General features: G+C 69.6%; 12 protein-coding genes and 1 tRNA gene. 2 read left to right on the top strand and 11 right to left on the bottom strand.

From position 1 onward, the window contains the following. Positions 1-137 precede the first annotated feature (137 nt). On the top strand, positions 138-497 hold the full coding sequence (locus tag IF17_RS0111965) for a hypothetical protein (protein WP_030564974.1): 360 nt from the start codon (positions 138-140) through the stop codon (positions 495-497). Positions 498-598: 101 nt separating this feature from the next. Here the strand turns inward: IF17_RS0111965 and IF17_RS0111970 are convergent, their stop codons facing one another. From IF17_RS0111970 to trhA, 6 genes are all read right to left on the bottom strand, one after another. Next, the gene (locus IF17_RS0111970; RefSeq protein WP_030564976.1) at positions 599-910 is read right to left on the bottom strand and encodes an SCO5918 family protein; all 312 of its coding nucleotides are present in this window, start codon (positions 908-910) and stop codon (positions 599-601) included. Positions 911-966: 56 nt separating this feature from the next. After that, positions 967-1,371, bottom strand: a complete 405-nt coding sequence (locus IF17_RS0111975; RefSeq protein WP_030564978.1) for a CBS domain-containing protein — start codon at positions 1,369-1,371, stop codon at positions 967-969. A gap of 46 nt (positions 1,372-1,417) precedes the next feature. Further along, positions 1,418-2,935, bottom strand: coding sequence for a DEAD/DEAH box helicase (locus tag IF17_RS0111980; protein ID WP_030564980.1), 1,518 nt, complete (start codon positions 2,933-2,935; stop codon positions 1,418-1,420). Between the two features lie 325 nt (positions 2,936-3,260). Beyond that, the gene (locus IF17_RS0111985; protein ID WP_030564982.1) at positions 3,261-3,464 is read right to left on the bottom strand and encodes a cold-shock protein; all 204 of its coding nucleotides are present in this window, start codon (positions 3,462-3,464) and stop codon (positions 3,261-3,263) included. Between the two features lie 648 nt (positions 3,465-4,112). Beyond that, complete coding sequence (locus tag IF17_RS0111990) at positions 4,113-4,451, bottom strand: helix-turn-helix domain-containing protein (protein ID WP_030564984.1); 339 nt, start codon at positions 4,449-4,451, stop codon at positions 4,113-4,115. A gap of 1,026 nt (positions 4,452-5,477) precedes the next feature. Continuing rightward, complete coding sequence (gene trhA, locus IF17_RS0111995) at positions 5,478-6,131, bottom strand: PAQR family membrane homeostasis protein TrhA (RefSeq protein WP_030564986.1); 654 nt, start codon at positions 6,129-6,131, stop codon at positions 5,478-5,480. A 383-nt stretch (positions 6,132-6,514) separates the two neighbouring features. Here trhA and IF17_RS0112000 point away from each other — a divergent pair, with 383 nt between their 5' ends. After that, complete coding sequence (locus IF17_RS0112000; RefSeq protein ID WP_030564987.1) at positions 6,515-7,069, top strand: hypothetical protein; 555 nt, start codon at positions 6,515-6,517, stop codon at positions 7,067-7,069. A 597-nt stretch (positions 7,070-7,666) separates the two neighbouring features. Here the strand turns inward: IF17_RS0112000 and IF17_RS0112005 are convergent. The 5 genes from IF17_RS0112005 to topA form a co-directional block, all read right to left on the bottom strand. Next, positions 7,667-7,740: transfer RNA gene (locus IF17_RS0112005), tRNA-Thr, on the bottom strand. Positions 7,741-7,858: 118 nt separating this feature from the next. After that, positions 7,859-9,391: an alpha/beta hydrolase gene (locus tag IF17_RS0112010; protein WP_030564989.1), complete on the bottom strand. Its 1,533-nt coding sequence runs from the start codon at positions 9,389-9,391 to the stop codon at positions 7,859-7,861. 80 nt (positions 9,392-9,471) lie between these two features. After that, a complete protein-coding gene (locus IF17_RS0112015; RefSeq protein WP_030564991.1) occupies positions 9,472-10,677 on the bottom strand; it encodes a DNA polymerase III subunit delta' in 1,206 nt (401 codons plus the stop codon). 117 nt (positions 10,678-10,794) lie between these two features. Beyond that, on the bottom strand, positions 10,795-14,073 hold the full coding sequence (gene tmk / locus IF17_RS0112020) for a dTMP kinase (RefSeq protein ID WP_030564993.1): 3,279 nt from the start codon (positions 14,071-14,073) through the stop codon (positions 10,795-10,797). A gap of 158 nt (positions 14,074-14,231) precedes the next feature. Further along, positions 14,232-17,129: a type I DNA topoisomerase gene (gene topA, locus IF17_RS0112025; RefSeq protein WP_030564994.1), complete on the bottom strand. Its 2,898-nt coding sequence runs from the start codon at positions 17,127-17,129 to the stop codon at positions 14,232-14,234. Between the last annotated feature and the right edge of the window lie 93 nt (positions 17,130-17,222).

Genomic DNA, 17,222 nt, shown 5'->3' on the forward strand with positions numbered 1-17,222 from the left:
GACTCGTCTCCAGGAGCCTTGGCTCCGGTGCCGCTGACAGGCGGTTCAGCGCCTCCGGCAACAGGGCCTCAGTGCTGTCCTGCTCGCAGCGGCAGCGCGGGAGAGCCTGCCAATGTTCGACTAATATAATCGGCTCTATGTCGAAGCCTGACGCGCTGCTTGTTGACGTTGCCGCCCTGGTGGAATCCGGGCGCAGCAATCAGATGGCCCTGACCGTGGTCGCCGGTGGAGCTGTCATCACAGGCCGGCTGGCACCCGAGGCCGTCTGGAGGCAGCGGGTGTCGGAGGTCCTTGCGGACTCGGCCCGCCTAAGCGACTTCTCCGCCACGTTCACCACCGCTGCACCCGAGGAAGGGCCGCCCACGCACCTGCACTTCCACGTGGCGCGGATTCTGCAGGGCACGGTGGGGATCCCGGAGACGGGCGGGATGTACCGGGTCGCGATCGAGGACGTCAGCGCCTGGACGATGGGCGACTTCAGCTACTCCGACCACTGAGACACTGCCGGGCCGGACTGCTCCAGCACACGGTGAGGGCCGCCCGGATGCTCCGGACGGCCCTCACCACTGCTTTCCGGCGGCTCACGCCTGCCCGTCGCTCAAGCGGCCACAGGGGCGCCGAGCATCGCGGATGCCTGCTGCAAAGGATTGAGAACGCGAGTGGGCGCGGGGGCCGGGGCCAGGTCGCGGCAGGTGAAGCCGAGCTGGGTCATGGCCCGCAGTACTTCTCCTGCGCTGAAGTCGCGGCGGTCCTGGCGTGTGATGACCTGTCCGACCTGTTTGACGGGGTAGGTCCGTCGGCCGATGATCACGGACTCGCCGACAGCGTGCTCGGGCTTGATGCCCTTCATCGATTCCAGGACGCCGCTCCTGGTGAGGTCGAACGGGAAGCGGGCGATGACACAGCGCATGATGCCTCACAGGGAGAGGAACGAAGAGGGAGTGGTTCTGCCGCGGATGGGACGGCTCAGCGGGCGAGGGCGAGGACGCCCAGGGCGCTGCCGTGTTCGTCGACCACGGGCAGGGCATCGACGTCGCTGTAGCGCATCATGTGCCCGGCTTCGGCCATGGTGGTCACGGGCGAGGTGAACGGCCCTCGGTCCCCGAGGATGTCCCGCAGCCGGACCCTGTCCGAGTACGCGGAACCGTCACGAGCTGCTGCAAGCTGGGTTTGGGTGACCAGCCCGGTACACCGGCCGCTGTCGTCGCAGACAAGCAGATGCCCGGTGCGGGCACTGGCCATGACGGACAGGGCCACCTCGACGGTCATGTCATCACAGACCTGCGGCCCGGCGGTGTCCATGGCATCGGCGACCGTCCTGCCTACGGCAGTGGCATGCGTCGTGCGGGGCTGCATCTGGACGAACGTCAAAAGGTGCCTCCTGCAGTGGTGGGTGAGTTTCCGGATCACGGAGTTCTCAGGCTGCAGCGTCGAAGGAGGACTGATGTACGGTCACGCGCCGGGCCGCGGAGGCGGGGCTGCGCCGGCCGCGAGAGGATGCGCTGCGGCTGCGCTCACGCCGCGCGACTACCGGCGCGGTGATCGTCACAGGAATGCCGGAGGGGGCCTGGGCGCCGGTGATGCGGCCGAGTGCCTCTTCGCCGGAGCGGACCTGGGTGGTCTGGGGCACGATGCCGGCGGCGGTCATGAGGCGGGTCATGTCGCGGCGCTGGTTGGGGGTGACCAGCGTGACGACGCTGCCGGACTCCCCTGCCCTCGCGGTTCGGCCGCCGCGGTGCAGGTAGTCCTTGTGGTCGGTCGGCGGGTCGACGTTGACGACGAGGTCGAGGTTGTCGACGTGGATGCCGCGCGCGGCGACGTTCGTGGCCACGAGCACGGTGACGTGCCCGGTCTTGAACTGGGTGAGGGTCCGGGTGCGCTGCGACTGCGCCTTCCCGCCGTGCAGCGCCGCGGCCCTCACCCCGCTGGCCAGCAGGTGATCGGTGAGCTTGTCGACGGCCCGCTTGGTGTCCAGGAACATGATCACCCGGCCGTCGCGGGCCGCGATCTCGGTGGTCGTACGGTTCTTGTCCGCGCCGTGCACGTGGAGCACGTGGTGCTCCATCGTGGTGACCGCACCGGCGGAGGGGTCGACGGAGTGGACGACCGGGTCGCTGAGGTAGCGGCGGACCAAGCGGTCGACGTTACGGTCCAGGGTGGCGGAGAACAGCATCCGCTGGCCCTCGGGGCGGACCTGGTCCAGAAGCTCGGTGACCTGGGGCATGAAGCCCATGTCGGCCATCTGGTCAGCCTCGTCCAGCACGGTGATCGCGACCTGGTCAAGTCGGCAGTCACCACGGTCGATGAGGTCCTTGAGCCGGCCCGGCGTCGCCACGACGACCTCGGCACCACCGCGCAACGCCTGGGCCTGCCTCCCGATCGACATCCCACCGACGACGGTGGCCATGCGCAGCCTCACCGAGCGGGCGTAGGGAGCCAGGGCGTCGGTCACCTGCTGGGCCAGCTCACGCGTCGGCACGAGGACCAGGGCCAGAGGCTGACGGGGCTCGGCACGCTGACCGGCGGTGCGGGCCAGCAGGGCCAGTCCGAAGGCGAGGGTCTTGCCGGAGCCGGTGCGCCCTCGCCCCAGGGCGTCGCGGCCCGCCAGGGTGTTGGGCAGGGTCGCCCCCTGGATCGGGAACGGAACGCTCACCCCCTGCGCGGTCAGCGCCGCCAGCAGCTGTGCCGGCATGTCGAGGTCGGCGAACGCCTCGACGGCGGGCAGTGCGGGAGTGACCGTGACCGGCAGGGCGAACTCGCCCTGTACCGCGGCGGGCCGCCGCCCATGGCCACCCGAGCGGCCCGAACCGCCGGAACGGGCCGGGGCAGCGGAACGGGTCGGGGCGGTCGAGTTGAAGCGGCTACCGCCCCGGCCGGAGTCGGCGGTACGGCTGCGGGCACGGGAAGAGCGGTTGTTCGTACGTGTGGGGTTCATTCAGAACCTTCCTTGATACGGCACGTATCAAGGAATTCCCGCAGCGGAAGAACAGCGCGGGGAATCACAAGAACGGGCCGAGCAGAATAGGGAATCGAATAAGGCCTGCGAATGATCCCGGATGGGGAGGCGGGCCATGGAACGGGCGACGCCACAGGGGCGAGGAATCCAGTTCCACCGGTAGGTGGGACTCGCAAGGAGTGGGCAGCGAGAAAACTCTGCGGGCGAGGGTTTCACCGCAGGTGGCACCACTCCGGGAGAATGCCCGGAGCTGGGGCCCACACCCCGAAGGATGCGGGCCCCAGCTACGAAGTGCGCGTCAGCGTCAGGCGGGAACGATGCTCTCGGCCGTCGGGCCCTTCTGGCCCGGTGCGATGTCGAAGGTGACCTTCTGGCCTTCGAGCAGCTCGCGGAAGCCCTGGGCCGCTATGTTCGAGAAGTGGGCGAACACGTCAGCGCCGCCACCGTCCTGCTCGATGAAGCCGAAACCCTTGGCTGCGTTGAACCACTTCACAGTGCCTGACGCCATGTCATATCTCCTTCGGGGCAGGTACGTCGGGATCCGTCATGCACGGATTCCGCGTCGCCGCGATGATGCCCCGACCGGAGAGAACCGGAAATACAATGAAGCTTCCACTGGTTGGAAATACCCACGCAGAAGCTTGAAGTTTTGGGAACCACAACTGCAACCGAGATCGACAGTAGCATGCCGTAATGGTCCGCGTACGGTGAAAAATTTCAGTCTCTTTGCTGCGGTAAAAACACTCCCAGCGCGGCGCATTGAACTCTCACGCCGCGGCCATAGATATCGGCCCGCCCCGAGCACAGCGTTGCCTGAAGGGTCCTCACCCTTCACAGTGCGGGGATGCCGACCGCTTCCCGGCGCGACAGGCTGGAGTTCACGGCAGCCCGAAGGGCACGAACGGGGCGGTACGCCTCCGGGAAGCTGCCCCTCTGACGCCGCGACCAAAGCTCTTCACTGGGTCGAAGCTGCCTGCAGACGCCGCCCCAACCAGCCGATGGACATCTTGCGCGAAGAAGCAGCGCCACGACAGAGCACCCACACCGAAGACGAGAGCAGCCTTTCGAGCATGACGACCGCAAGGGAGACGACCCTTGAGCACACTTCCGGCAGGTGAGTCCGACACCTGCCGGTCTTCCACCGGCGCGCGGCGCTTCAGGCCGAGGTCGGCATGCCGGGCGGCTTGGTGTCTCGGTGGTGTTCGGCGTTGATGCGCCGGGCTTCCTCGAGTTGGTCCTCAAGGATGACGATGCGGCAGGCGGCCTCGATCGGGGTACCGCCGTCGACGAGCTCGCGGGCGCGGGCGGCAATGCGGAGCTGGTAACGGGAGTAGCGGCGATGGCCGCCCGCGGAGCGCAGTGGGGTGATGAGGCGGGCTTCGCCGATGGCGCGGAGGAACCCTTGTGTGGTGTTGAGCATCTCGGCTGCCCGGCCCATGGTGTAGGCGGGGTAGTCGTCGTCGTCGAGACGGCCGAACGAGTCGTCTGCTGTCATCTGTACCTTCCTGTGGAACACGCGTCGGAGGGGCCCGGGTGCCATGTGGCACCCGGGCCCCGAAGGAACTGCTACACCATCAGCCGGCCTTGATCGGCTACGCCGGCTCTGTGTTTCCGCATACCTGCCGGAAAGAGATCCGGGGGTTGCGGGGATCGCGGTTGCTTGACCGGAGACCACCTCACTCACGATGTCCTGCGGTACCCGGGCCCAACACTTCCGCCCGGGCGATCCTGATGGCGCTCAACTCCTCCGTTCTTTCCCTCTGCACAAACCACTTCCGTACTCCTGGTGGCCTCTCACAGAGCCACTCCGGCAGCCAGCCCCGTCGCCCGTCCTGCATCTGCTCTGGCTTAGAACCCCACTGCCGAACTTCCCGGTACGCGCGCCGCAGCCTGACGCCATTTACCGAGGGACCACTGGTACTGCGGACTGCAATCGCTTCCTGCGGTTGTGCTCACGGCAGCCCCTGAAAACTGCGGGCCACCCGGTCCGGTCGTCAGCCCCGTCGCCATCCTGCAAGAACCCTGGCTTCGGAACTCCACCACCGCACCGACCTGCACACTGCAACTGCTGAGTACTGCTGCCCGGTAGTTCATCTCTACCAGGCCCTGCCGTCCTTCTCTTGCTTACGAGAGAAACCATAACCACCCCGCACCTCAATGTCTACCTCAGCCAGCACAGATTTTCAGGCGCTAGCGAGAAAGGCTCTCTGCCTGAGCCACCGGCGGAGCAGAGATGGGCCATCCCAGCCAAGACCCTTGCACCCGACCAGGGCCGTTACCCGCAGCTGGGCACATCCGGTCGGGGCGCGGCCGGACAGGACACAGGCCCCGTTCAGACAGGACTCCAGCACGGCCGACGGAGACCAGGGTGGCCTGGTGGACACGATGAGCGTCGACGTCTCACCTGCCCGCTCGGCGACGGCACCTGCCCTTTGGGCCGGCTCACCTATCCGCCTGCCCGGACAACATCACGGTGGCCGTCCACGCCAACGGCGGATCGCCCCTCATGTGCGGTGACTGGTCAGCAAGCGGCCAAGAGGATGGCGATGTAGTGCACGGTGAACGCTGCCACGGTGAGCGCGTGGAACACCTCATGGAACCCGAACCACCGAGGTGAGGGGTCGGGGCGCTGGAGTGCGTAGACCATTGCGCCCGCGCTGTAGAGAAGACCGCCGATCACGATCAGGGTGAGTACGGCCGCTCCTCCGGTGTGCAGGAAGTCGGCCAGGTACCACACCGGCGCCCACCCCAGAGCCAGGTAGCACGGGGTGTACAGCCAGCGCGGCGCTCCGACCCACAGGGCCCGGAACGCGATGCCGGCCAACGCGCCCGCCCAGACGGTCCACAGCAGCACAGACCTGTCGTTGGGCGACAGAAGCAGCACGGCCAGGGGGGTGCAGGTACCGGCGATGATCAGGAAAATGTTGGCGTGGTCGAGGCGTCGCAGGAGAGCCTCCCCCAGTGGCCCCCAGGTACCGCGGTGGTAGGTGGCGCTTGTCCCGAACAGCAACCAGGCAGTTACCGCGTAGACGGTGCAGGCCCAGGCTGCCTGCGGCGTGCGAGCCAGCCAGATGAGCGCGATGCCCGCGATCAACGAGGTGGGGACCATCCCCGCATGCAGCCAGCCACGTAGCCTCGGCTTGACCGGCTCCACCAGGTCGACAGCCTGCTCCACCAGAGCAGCGACCGGATGACCACTCTTCGCTCCATCGTCACCCTGGGCTTCGCGGGGCCGAGCGGCTTTGCTGCGCTCTCCACGCCCCGCGCCGACGTGGACACCTCCAGCTCCAGCTGCATCGCGGGACACGGCTTCCCGACCTTCACCGGACTCATGAGCGTCACTGGCAATCATGCGCTCATGCTAGAAAAGCCAACGCGAAAGCCCTCAGGAGGTCCGGGAGAAAGAACTCGCCGCCGATGCGGAACCGACGCCGCCAGACGAACCCCCGCGCCCCCGACGTCGGTTCGGCCTGCCGGAGCCGAGTAGACCGACCGGCCGTGGGGAACGATCAGGCTTCCGGACCGGCATCTCCGCTCACCCACCCGCAAGGATCGCCCATGCTCCCTGAAGTTCGCCCCCATCTGTCCACCCATCTGACCGATCAGCTGGAACATCAGCTGGGCCCCTCTTCGGGAACCAGCCGGCTCGACGTGGAGCGCCTCGCAGGCATCGCAGTGGTTGCAGCAGCCCACTCCGGTGGCTACGCGGCAATCGGCCATCTCCTCGGACTGCTGGCCGCGCTCCCCGCCCCTACCGAGGCAGGAGAACGCTTCTGGTCGGACCTGTGGAGGTCTTCAGGCACTGCCTACCTACTGCCCGCCACTATCAAGGCCGGCGTACTCGAATCACTGACCGGCGAAGGAACCACCCTGGCCCGACAGATTCTGTCTGCCGTCGACGAGATGACCCCACCCCAACGCCTCGCAGCCGGAGAGGTTATCGGCCAGGCCCTCATCGAGTCCGACCACCTCCCCGACCTCAAGACACAAGTCATCGGCGAACTATGGATCCGCGATCTCGAACTCACCGCCTGGCATGTCCTGCACGCCGACCGCAGGTCGGACGATGCTGTAGGGCGGAAAGCCTTCCTCAAAGCTTGGTCGAGCGTCTGAGAGCAGGCTCTCGAGGTGGGATCGGCAACGGCGCGTCCGCGTCGGACGACAGCCGCTCGCTCGGGCTCGCTCAGCTGGGTCGTAAGTGACGTGCCGCAACCCTGCGGCACACCACAGGGCGCTTCCCCCCTCAAAGCACTCGGCCCAGCGCACAAGCGGTGGCCGCACTCCCCGCACACAGCGAGGGACATGACGGCCGACGGCGACCAGCAGGCTGGTGGAACAGCGACAGGCAGCTGCTGCTGAAAGATTTCTTCCCTATGTCGGACCAGCGCAGAGAGCCCTCCGGCCGAACCGCCCCTCCGCAGGCATCAGAAACCATCCCCTTCCCACGGAAGGCGCAGGCTTCCCTGACGCAGCGTCAAGCACGCTTGTCCACCGGCTGTCCACCGGAGTAAGTGACCGCTAGGTCACCGAAGGGCTCAGCTGACCAAAACTGCAGGTCAGAGCCTTGCCGGAACTCACAGACGACAGCGAAACGAACCTGCGACCTAAGCATTGAGGCGAACAGGCCATAGGTGACGGATATACCGCGATGTCACGCTCACCAAAAGAGAAAACCCCAGGTCACGGGCTATGTGACCTGGGGTTCTTCTGAGCCGCCTTCGGGATTCGAACCCGAGACCTACGCATTACGAGTGCGTTGCTCTGGCCAACTGAGCTAAGGCGGCACGCCCTGTCGCACTATGGTGCGATCAGCAGCGGGGCCAAGTCTACACAGTTTCCGGGGGTGCTCCGTACACGGCGCCCCCGGAGGCGTTTGCCCTGGTCAGAGCGGTTCAGAAGGCGTCAGGTGCACTTCTTGCCGTCGGTGGGCGGGGTGCCCTCCAGGAGGTACGTGTTGATCGCCGTGTCGATGCAGTCGCTGCCCCGGCCGTACGCCGTGTGGCCGTCGCCGTCGTACGTGAGCAGGGTGCCGGAGGAGAGCTGGGCGGCGAGGGCCTGGGACCACTTGTACGGGGTGGCCGGGTCGCGGGTGGTGCCGACCACGACGATCGGGGCGGCGCCCTTCGCCTCGGTGCGGTGGGGGGTGCCGGTGGCCTCGGTGGGCCAGTAGGCGCAGTTCAGGGAGGCCCAGGCGAAGCCCCGGCCGAAGACCGGGGAGGCCTTCTCGAAGTCCGGGACCGCCTTCTCCACCGCGTCGGGGGTGTCGAAGGCGGGCGGGAGGTCGAGGCAGTTCACGGCGGCGTTGGCGTACATCAGGTTCGCGTACTTCCCGTCCGGGCCGCGCTCGTAATAGCTGTCCGCCAGTGAGAGGAGGCCGGAGCCGTCGCTGCGCTGGGCGCCCGCCAGCGCCTCGCGGAGCTGGGGCCAGGCCGCCTCGTCGTACATCGCCGCGATCACGCCGGTCGTCGCCAGGGACTCGCCGAGCTTGCGCTCCTCGTCGCCGCTCGGGATCGGCTTGGCGTCCAAGTCCTTGAAGAGCTGCTTCAGCTCGGTCGCCGCGTCCGGCGTGGACGTGGTGCCCAGCGGGCAGTCCGGCTGCTTGACGCAGTCGGCGGCGAAGGACTGGAACGCTCCCTCGAAGCCCGCCGTCTGGTCGCGGTTCATGTCGACGGCCGGAAGGGAGGGGTCCATCGCGCCGTCCAGGACCAGGCGGCCGACCCGCTGCGGGAAGAGGTCCGCGTACGTAGCGCCCAGGAACGTGCCGTACGAGGCGCCCACATAGTTCAGCTTCTCGTCGCCGAGGAGCGAGCGCAGCACGTCCATGTCGCGGGCCGTGTCGACCGTGGAGACGTACGGGAGGATCTCGCCGCTCCTCTTCTCGCAGCCCTGCGCGAACTTTTCGAAGGCCGCGCTGAGCTTCTGGACCTCCGCCTCGTCGTCCGGCGTCTGGTCCACCTGCGTGTAGGCGTCCATCTCCTTGCCCGTCAGGCACTCCACCGGTTCGCTGCGGGCCACGCCGCGCGGGTCGATGGCCACCATGTCGTAGCGGGCCCTGACCGGGGCCGGGTAGCCGAGTGCCGCGTACCCCTGGAGATAGCTGATCGCGGAGCCGCCGGGGCCGCCCGGGTTCACCAGGAGCGAGCCGATCCGCTTCCCGGGGCCGGTCGCCTTCTTACGGGAGACGGCGAGGTCGATGTCCCCGTCACCCGGCTTGTCGTAGTCCCTCGGCGCCTTCATGGTCGCGCACTCGAACCCCTCCACCCCGCAGTCGCGCCAGCTCAGCTTCTGCGTGTAGTACGCCGACAGCGCCTCCGGCGCCGCTGTGCCGGTGGCCGAGGCGTTCGGCGACGAGCCGCCGGCGCTGCAGCCGGAGATGAGCAGGCCGGCAGTGCCGATCCCGATGGCGAAGGTGCGGAGCAGGCGCCTGGTATCCATCCTGGGAGCGTATCCGGCGGGTGACGAGTCGTCCGATTCCCTGCTCAATCGGGTGAACAGGGCCCCGCCTGGAAAACCCTCTAGCCCGCCCTCAGCGACATCGTCATCGCCTCCACCGCCAGCAGCGGCGCCACATTCCGGTCCATCGCCTGCCGGCACGCGATCACCGCCTCGATCCTGCGCAGCGTCTGCGCGGGCGTCGAGGACTCCGCGACCCGGTCCAGCGAGTCCTGCACGTCCACATTGGCGATGGCGATCCGCGAACCGAGCTGAAGCGCCAGCACATCGCGGTAGAAGCCGGTGAGCTCGGTGAGCGCCAGGTCCAGGCTGTCGCGCTGTGTCCGGGTCTTGCGGCGCTTCTGCTTGTCCTCCAGCTCCTTCATCGCCCCCGCCGTGCCGCGCGGCATCCGGCCGCCCGCGACCCCGCCGAGCGCCGCCTTGAGGTCCTCGGTCTCCTTGACGTCCACCTCCTCCGCCATCTGCTTGGCGTCGTCGGTGGCCGTGTCGATCAGCTCCTGGGCCGCCTTGAGGCAGCCGCCGACATCGGCGATCCGCAGCGGGACCTTGAGCACCGCCGCCCGCCGCGCCCGCGCCCGCTCGTCCGTGGCGAGGCGGCGCGCCCGGCCGATGTGCCCCTGGGTGGCCCGCGCCGCGGAGTGCGCTCTCTCGGGGTCGACCCCGTCGCGGCGGATCAGGACGTCCGCCACGGCCTCCACGGGCGGGGTGCCCAGGGTGAGGTGGCGGCAGCGCGAGCGGATCGTGGGCAGGACGTCTTCGAGGGAGGGGGCGCACAGCATCCACACCGTGCGCGGCGCCGGCTCCTCGACCGCCTTCAGCAGCACGTTGCCCGCGCCCTCGGTGAGCCGGTCCGCGTCCTCCATGACGATGACCTGCCACCGGCCGACCGCCGGGGAGAGCTGGGCGCGGCGGACCAGGTCGCGGGTCTCCTTCACGCCGATGGAGAGCAGGTCCGTACGGATCACCTGGACGTCGGCGTGCGTACCGATCAGGCTCGTGTGGCAGCCGTCGCAGAAACCGCAGCCTGGCTCCCCGCCCAGCGCCCGGTCCGGGCTGGTGCACTGGAGCGCGGCGGCGAACGCGCGGGCGGCGGTGGACCGCCCGGAACCCGGCGGTCCGGTGAACAGCCAGGCGTGGGTCATCTTCGAGCCCTGTTCCAGCGGCTTGCCGTCGGAGACGGCCGTGACCAGCGCGTCGGCGTCCTTGGCGGCAGCGGCGAGCTGTTCCCTCACCCGGTCCTGTCCGACCAGGTCGTCCCATACGGTCACCGGCCAGCCCTTCCCATCATCGGATTCCCTGTGCCATCCCATTGTGGGGGACACCACTGACAAGTCCGGCCCGCCCACCCCTCAGGGCGGACGGGCCGGACTCCCGGCAGATGCGGGTCAGCCGCGCGGGCGGCGCCCCCGGCCCGTGGGGCGGTCGTCGTCGTCCTGGCCGCCGAGCAGCTCGTCCGCCAGCGTCGGCAGATCGTCCAGCGGGGTCTCCTCGGCCCAGTCCGGACGGGGACGCTTGCGGCGGGCGCCGGACTCGTCACCGGTCTGGCCCACGGCCTGCGGGTCCTCCACCTGCGGCAGCTCCCGGGTGCGCTCGTTCTCGCTCTCCGCCGGCGGGGAGGCCGGGCCCTCGTCCCGGAAGTAGCCCTTGGGCACCCGGTCGGAGGGCTGGTGGTCCCGTACGGGCGGCAGCACCGCCGTCTCGTCGGCGGCCCGAGCGTCACGGGCACCACGCGCATCACGGGTATCACGCGTATCACGCGTATCACGCGTATCACGCGTATCACGCGATTCCCGAGCGTCACGGCCGTCGCGCCCGCCACTCCCGTCACGTCCCGACCGCTCGTCCGTGATCCGCGGCAGCATCGTCGTCTCGTCGTCCCCGGACGGCTTGTCCTCCTCCGGACGCGCCGCGGGCACCTGCTGCGTGATCTCGTTCGGGTTCACGATCGGCGTGGGCACCGTGAGCTCGTTCTCCGGAACGTTCGGCCCGTGCCCCTCCGACCGAGAGGACGCCTCAGACCGGGAGGCACGGGAAGCCGCCTCCGCCCGCTCCGCCTCGGCCCGAGCCGCCTCCGTACGCGCCGCCGCCTCGGCCTCAGCGCGCCGACGCGCCTCCTCGGCCCGAACCAGCGCCTCCTCCGCCTTCCGCTGCTTCTCCAGGCGGAGCGCCTCGGCCTCCTTGCGGAGCCGCGCCTCCTCCTCGGCCTGCTTGCGGAGGCGTTCCTGCTCGGCCTCGCTGGCCCGCTCCTCGGCCTCCAGCCGGCGGCGGTCCTCCTCGGCGCGGCGGCGGGCCTCCTCGGCACGCTGCCGGGCTTCCTCCGCCTGGCGCTCGGCCTCGCGCTGCCGGGCCTCCTCCAGCTCGCGCTGCTTGCGCTCCTCCTCCTCGGCGCGCAGCCGGGCGAGCTGCTCCTGGCGCTCCTTCTCCAGGCGCTCCTCCTCGGCCTTGCGGGCGGCCTCTTCCTCCGCCTTGCGCCGGGCCTCCTCCTCGGCCTTGCGCCGGGCCTCCTCGATGGCCTCGATCTCGGCCTCGGAAAGCGGAAGGAGCCGGTCGAGCCGGTGACGTACGACGGTGGTGATCGCCTCGGGCTCCTGCCCGGCGTCCACCACCAGGTAGCGCGTCGGGTCGGCGGCCGCCAGGGTCAGGAACCCGGACCGTACGCGCTCGTGGAACTCCGCCGGCTCCGACTCCAGCCGGTCCGGCGCCTCCGTGAACCGCTCCCGCGCGGTCCGCGGGTCGACGTCCAGCAGCACCGTCAGATGCGGTACGAGGCCACTCGTCGCCCACCGCGAGATCCGGGCGATCTCGGTCGGGGCCAGGTCCCGTCCGGCGCCCTGATAGGCCACGGACGAGTCGATGTAGCGGTCGGAGATGACGATCGCGCCGCGCTCCAGCGCCGGGCGGACGACGGAGTCGACGTGCTCGGCGCGGTCGGCGGCGTACAGCAGGGCCTCGGCGCGGTTGGAGAGCCCGGCGGAGGAGACGTCCAGCAGGATCGACCGCAGCCGCTTGCCGACCGGGGTGGCCCCGGGCTCCCGGGTCACGACGACCTCGTGGCCCTTGGACCGGATCCAGTCGGCGAGCGCCTCGACCTGGGTGGACTTGCCCGCTCCGTCGCCGCCCTCCAGGGCGAGGAAGAAGCCGGTGGCGGCGGGCGCGACGGCCGGGTCGCCGCCGCGCAGCGCCTCGCGCAGGTCGCGGCGGAGCGGTACACCCGACCGGTCGTCCGTCTTGGCGAGGACGATCGCGGCGACCGGCAGCAGCAGCGCGCCGATAAGCATCAGCGTGAAGGCCGCCCCGCCGTGGTCGAAGACGAAGTCACCGGAGGCGGAGGCCAGGCGGTGCTGGCCGATCGCGGCGGCGAGCAGCGGACCCGCGACCGCGCCGAGCGCGACGAGCACCCGGACGAGGGCCTGGAGGTGCTCGGTGGTCCGGGCCTGCCGGGACGCCTCGGTCTCCTGGTCGATGATCGCGTGCCCGACGTTCGCGGCGACCCCGGCCGCGTAACCGGCCAGCAGCGCGATCGCGAGCACGGTGGCGGTGTCCGGCACCAGGCCGAGCGCGAGGAGCGCGATGCCCGTGACGGTCACGGCCAGCGCGAGCAGGCGGCGCCGCGACAGGGCGGGCAGCACCTTCTGCGCCGTACGGATACCGAGGGCGGTACCGCCGGTCAGCGCGAGGATCAGCAGCGCGAACGTGACGGGCCCGCCGCCCAGGTCGTAGGCGTGCAGGACGGATACGGCGGCGGCCGCCGCGATCGCCCCGGCGACCACCGCGCAGACGGCGACGACCAGCGGGAGAGCGCCGGTGCGGCCCTTGTCGGGCCCGCTGCCGGTGGTGGGGCGGCGCAGGCCTTCCAGGGGCGAGCGCGGCCGGGGGGTCTGGGTGTCGGGCAGTTCGAGGAAGTACAGGGTGGAGATGGAGGCCGAGAACAGACCGGCCGCCACATACGAACCCAGGGCCGCCTGGTGGAAGGAGAACCACTCCAGGCCCGTGCCGAGGAGGTTGCCGATCAGTGTGGCGATCAGCAGCACCACCGCGGCGGCGGGAACGGCGAGGAAGTTCGTACGGAGCGACAGCCTGCGCAGGGCGTCGAGGTGGTCGGGGAGCGGGCGGACGGCGGCGCCCTCGATCGGCGGGGCCGGCAGCAGCGCCGGGGCGGCGCTCTCCTTGGCCACCGTCCACAGGCGCTCGGCGGCGCCCGTCACGAAGACGGTGATGAGGATCATCATGGGCGCCTTGTCCGGCACCCAGTCGATCCACAGCGGGGCGATGATCAGCAGGGCGAGCCGCAGCGCGTCCGTCCCGATCATCAGCCATCGCCGGTCCAGTTTTCCGCCGGGTGCCGTGAGCGACGTCAAAGGCCCCAGGAGTACGGCTCCGAAGAGCACGGTGGACAGGATGCGGGCACCGAACACGGCGGCGACGGCGAAGGCCGCCCCGCGGTATCCGGCCCCGAATGAGCCCTCCAGGACCGCTGCTTGCAGCGACAACAGCACCAGCACGAGAAGGGCGAGTGCATCGCCGATACCGCCGACGAGCTGGGCGCTCCACAACCGCTTCAGCGGGGGAACACGCAACAGGGCTCGTACGGCGCGCTCGCGTGAGTCTGCGGCAAGTGTGTCGGAGGTGGGGCTCACGACCGTTGGCTGCTCGGCTCGCGTCATCCGCCCAGCCTATCGGCAGCGGTGCGGTGACTGTCGGCCCGTCCGAACATATGGCCGTAGATCACTTCCGGCCAGCTCGCGGAGAGCCCTCTTGACGCACTGCTGCCCGGCACCTGGATCAGGTGCCGGGCAGCAGTGCGTCACATCGACAGAACCGGTCAGTCCTCCGACGAGGCCGAGGCGGAAGCAGAAGCCGAAGCCGAGGCCGTCTTCTTGGCCGTCGCCGTCGCCGTCTTCTTCGCCGCCGTGGACTTGGTGGCCGTCTTCTTCGCCGCGGTCTTCTTGGCGGCCGTGGTCTTGGTCGCCGTCGTCTTCTTCGCGGCCGTCTTCTTGGCCGTCGCCTTCTTCGCCGGGGCCTTCTTCGCCGTCTTCTTCTTGGCGGGTCCCTTGGCGCGCTTCTCGGCGAGCAGCTCGTAGCCGCGCTCCGGCGTGATCTCCTCGACGCTGTCGCCGGTCCGCAGGGTGGCGTTGGTCTCGCCGTCGGTGACGTACGCGCCGAAGCGGCCGTCCTTCACCACGACCGGCGAACCGCTCACCGGGTCGGTACCCAGCTCCTTCAGCGGCGGCTTGGCCGCGGCCCGGCCGCGCTGCTTGGGCTGGGCGTAGATCGCGAGGGCCTCTTCGAGGGTGATGTCGAAGAGCTGGTCCTCGGAGGTCAGCGACCGGGAGTCGGTGCCCTTCTTCAGATACGGGCCGTACCGGCCGTTCTGCGCGGTGATCTCGACACCCTCGGCGTCCGCACCGACGACGCGCGGCAGCGACATCAGCTTGAGGGCGTCGGCGAGGGTGACCGTGTCCAGGGACATGGACTTGAAGAGCGAGGCGGTCCGCGGCTTCACCGCGTTCTTGCCGGTCTTCGGCGTCCCCTCGGGCAGCACCTCGGTGACGTACGGGCCGTAGCGCCCGTCCTTGGCGATGATCTGGTTGCCGCTGACCGGGTCGGCGCCCAGCTCGAAGTCGCCGCTGGGCTTGGCCAGCAGCTCCTCCGCCAGCTCGACGGTCAGCTCGTCGGGCGCCAGGTCCTCGGGGACGTCGGCGCGCTGGTGACCCTCGGCGTCCTTCTCGCCCCGCTCGATGTACGGGCCGTAGCGGCCGACGCGGAGCTTGATGTCGTTGCCGACCGGGAAGGAGGAGATCTCCCGGGCGTCGATCGCGCCGAGGTCGGTGACCAGTTCCTTCAGGCCGCCGAGATGGTCGCCGTCGCCGTTGCCCGCGTCGGCGGCCGCACCGGCTCCGGCGGTGTCGTCACCCGGCCGCGTGCCGAAGTAGAAGTGCTTGAGCCACGGCACGGACTGGGCCTCGCCCCGCGCGATGCGGTCGAGGTCGTCCTCCATGCGGGCGGTGAAGTCGTAGTCGACGAGCCGGCCGAAGTGCTTCTCCAGCAGGTTGACCACGGCGAAGGAGAGGAAGGACGGGACGAGTGCCGTGCCCTTCTTGAAGACGTAGCCGCGGTCGAGGATGGTCCCGATGATCGAGGCGTACGTCGACGGGCGGCCGATCTCGCGCTCTTCGAGCTCCTTGACCAGCGAGGCCTCGGTGTAACGGGCCGGGGGCTTGGTGGCGTGTCCGTCGACCGTGATCTCGTCGGCGCTCAGCGCGTCGCCCTCGGCGACCTGCGGCAGTCGGCGCTCGCGGTCGTCCAGCTCGGCGTTCGGGTCGTCGGCGCCTTCGACGTACGCCTTCATGAAGCCGTGGAAGGTGATCGTCTTGCCGGAGGCGGAGAACTCGGCGTCCCGGCCGTCGCTCGCCCGGCCGCCGATCTTGACGGTGACGGAGTTGCCGGTCGCGTCCTTCATCTGGGAGGCGACGGTCCGCTTCCAGATCAGCTCGTAGAGCCGGAACTGGTCGCCGGTGAGGCCGGTCTCGGCAGGGGTGCGGAAGCGGTCGCCGGAGGGGCGGATCGCCTCGTGCGCCTCCTGCGCGTTCTTGACCTTGCCGGCGTACGTACGCGGCTTCTCGGGCAGGTAGTTCGCCCCGTACAACTGCGTGACCTGGGCCCGGGCCGCGGAGACCGCGGTGTCCGAGAGGGTCGTGGAGTCCGTACGCATGTAGGTGATGAAGCCGTTCTCGTACAGTTTCTGCGCCACCTGCATGGTCGCCTTCGCCCCGAAGCCCAGCTTGCGGCTCGCCTCCTGCTGGAGGGTCGTCGTACGGAAGGGGGCGTACGGGGAACGCCGGTACGGCTTCGACTCGACGGACCGGACCGCGAAGGACGTGTCGGCGAGCGCGGCGGCCAGGGCGCGGGCGTTCACCTCGTCCAGGTGCAGGGTCTGGGCGGAGCCGGCCTTGAGCTGTCCGTCGGCGCCGAAGTCGCGGCCCTGGGCGATGCGGCGGCCGTCGACCGCGCTGAGGCGGGCGGTCAGCGTCGAGGGGTCGGAGGCGTCACCGGTACGGCCGGTGGCGAACTTTCCGGTCAGGTCCCAGTACTCGGCGGAGCGGAAGGCGATGCGCTCGCGCTCCCGCTCGACGACGAGGCGGGTGGCGACGGACTGGACGCGGCCCGCCGAGAGCTTCGGCATGACCTTCTTCCACAGGACCGGCGAGACCTCGTAGCCGTAGAGGCGGTCGAGGATACGGCGGGTCTCCTGGGCGTCGACCATGCGCTGGTTGAGCTCGCGCGGGTTGGCGACGGCGGCCCGGATCGCGTCCTTGGTGATCTCGTGGAAGACCATCCGGTGGACCGGGACCTTGGGCCGCAGGACTTCCTGGAGGTGCCACGCGATGGCTTCGCCCTCGCGGTCCTCATCGGTGGCGAGGAAGAGTTCGTCGGACTCGGCCAGCAGCTGCTTGAGCTTCCTGACCTGGGCCTTCTTGTCGGCATTGACCACATAGATGGGCTGGAAGTCGTTGTCGACGTCCACGCCGAGGCGGCGTACCTCGCCGGTGTACTCGTCCGGGACCTCGGCCGCGCCGTTCGGGAGGTCGCGGATGTGCCCGACGCTCGCCTCGACGACGTATCCGGGGCCGAGATAGCCCTTGATCGTCTTCGCCTTGGCAGGCGACTCGACGATGACGAGTCGGCGGCCGCCCTGTGCGGTCTCGCTGGTCGGGGACAACTTCGCTCTTCTCTCCGGTCGACACTCGATGGGCATCCGGGCAGCGTCGGAACGCTTCCCGCGGTGCTGTCGCTGCGGAGTGTGACGGTACAA

The organism is Streptomyces cyaneofuscatus (genome assembly GCF_000718135.1).
Taxonomy (GTDB): Bacteria; Actinomycetota; Actinomycetes; order Streptomycetales; family Streptomycetaceae; genus Streptomyces; species Streptomyces cyaneofuscatus.

Coding starts and splice junctions, on each gene's coding strand:
- IF17_RS0111965 (WP_030564974.1), top strand. CDS start 138: ATGTCGAAGCCTGACGCGCTGCTTGTTGACGTTGCCGCCCTGGTGGAA.
- IF17_RS0111970 (WP_030564976.1), bottom strand. CDS start 910: ATGCGCTGTGTCATCGCCCGCTTCCCGTTCGACCTCACCAGGAGCGGC.
- IF17_RS0111980 (WP_030564980.1), bottom strand. CDS start 2,935: ATGAACCCCACACGTACGAACAACCGCTCTTCCCGTGCCCGCAGCCGT.
- IF17_RS0112000 (WP_030564987.1), top strand. CDS start 6,515: ATGCTCCCTGAAGTTCGCCCCCATCTGTCCACCCATCTGACCGATCAG.
- tmk (WP_030564993.1), bottom strand. CDS start 14,073: ATGACGCGAGCCGAGCAGCCAACGGTCGTGAGCCCCACCTCCGACACA.
- IF17_RS0111990 (WP_030564984.1), bottom strand. CDS start 4,451: ATGACAGCAGACGACTCGTTCGGCCGTCTCGACGACGACGACTACCCC.
- IF17_RS0111985 (WP_030564982.1), bottom strand. CDS start 3,464: ATGGCGTCAGGCACTGTGAAGTGGTTCAACGCAGCCAAGGGTTTCGGC.
- IF17_RS0112010 (WP_030564989.1), bottom strand. CDS start 9,391: ATGGATACCAGGCGCCTGCTCCGCACCTTCGCCATCGGGATCGGCACT.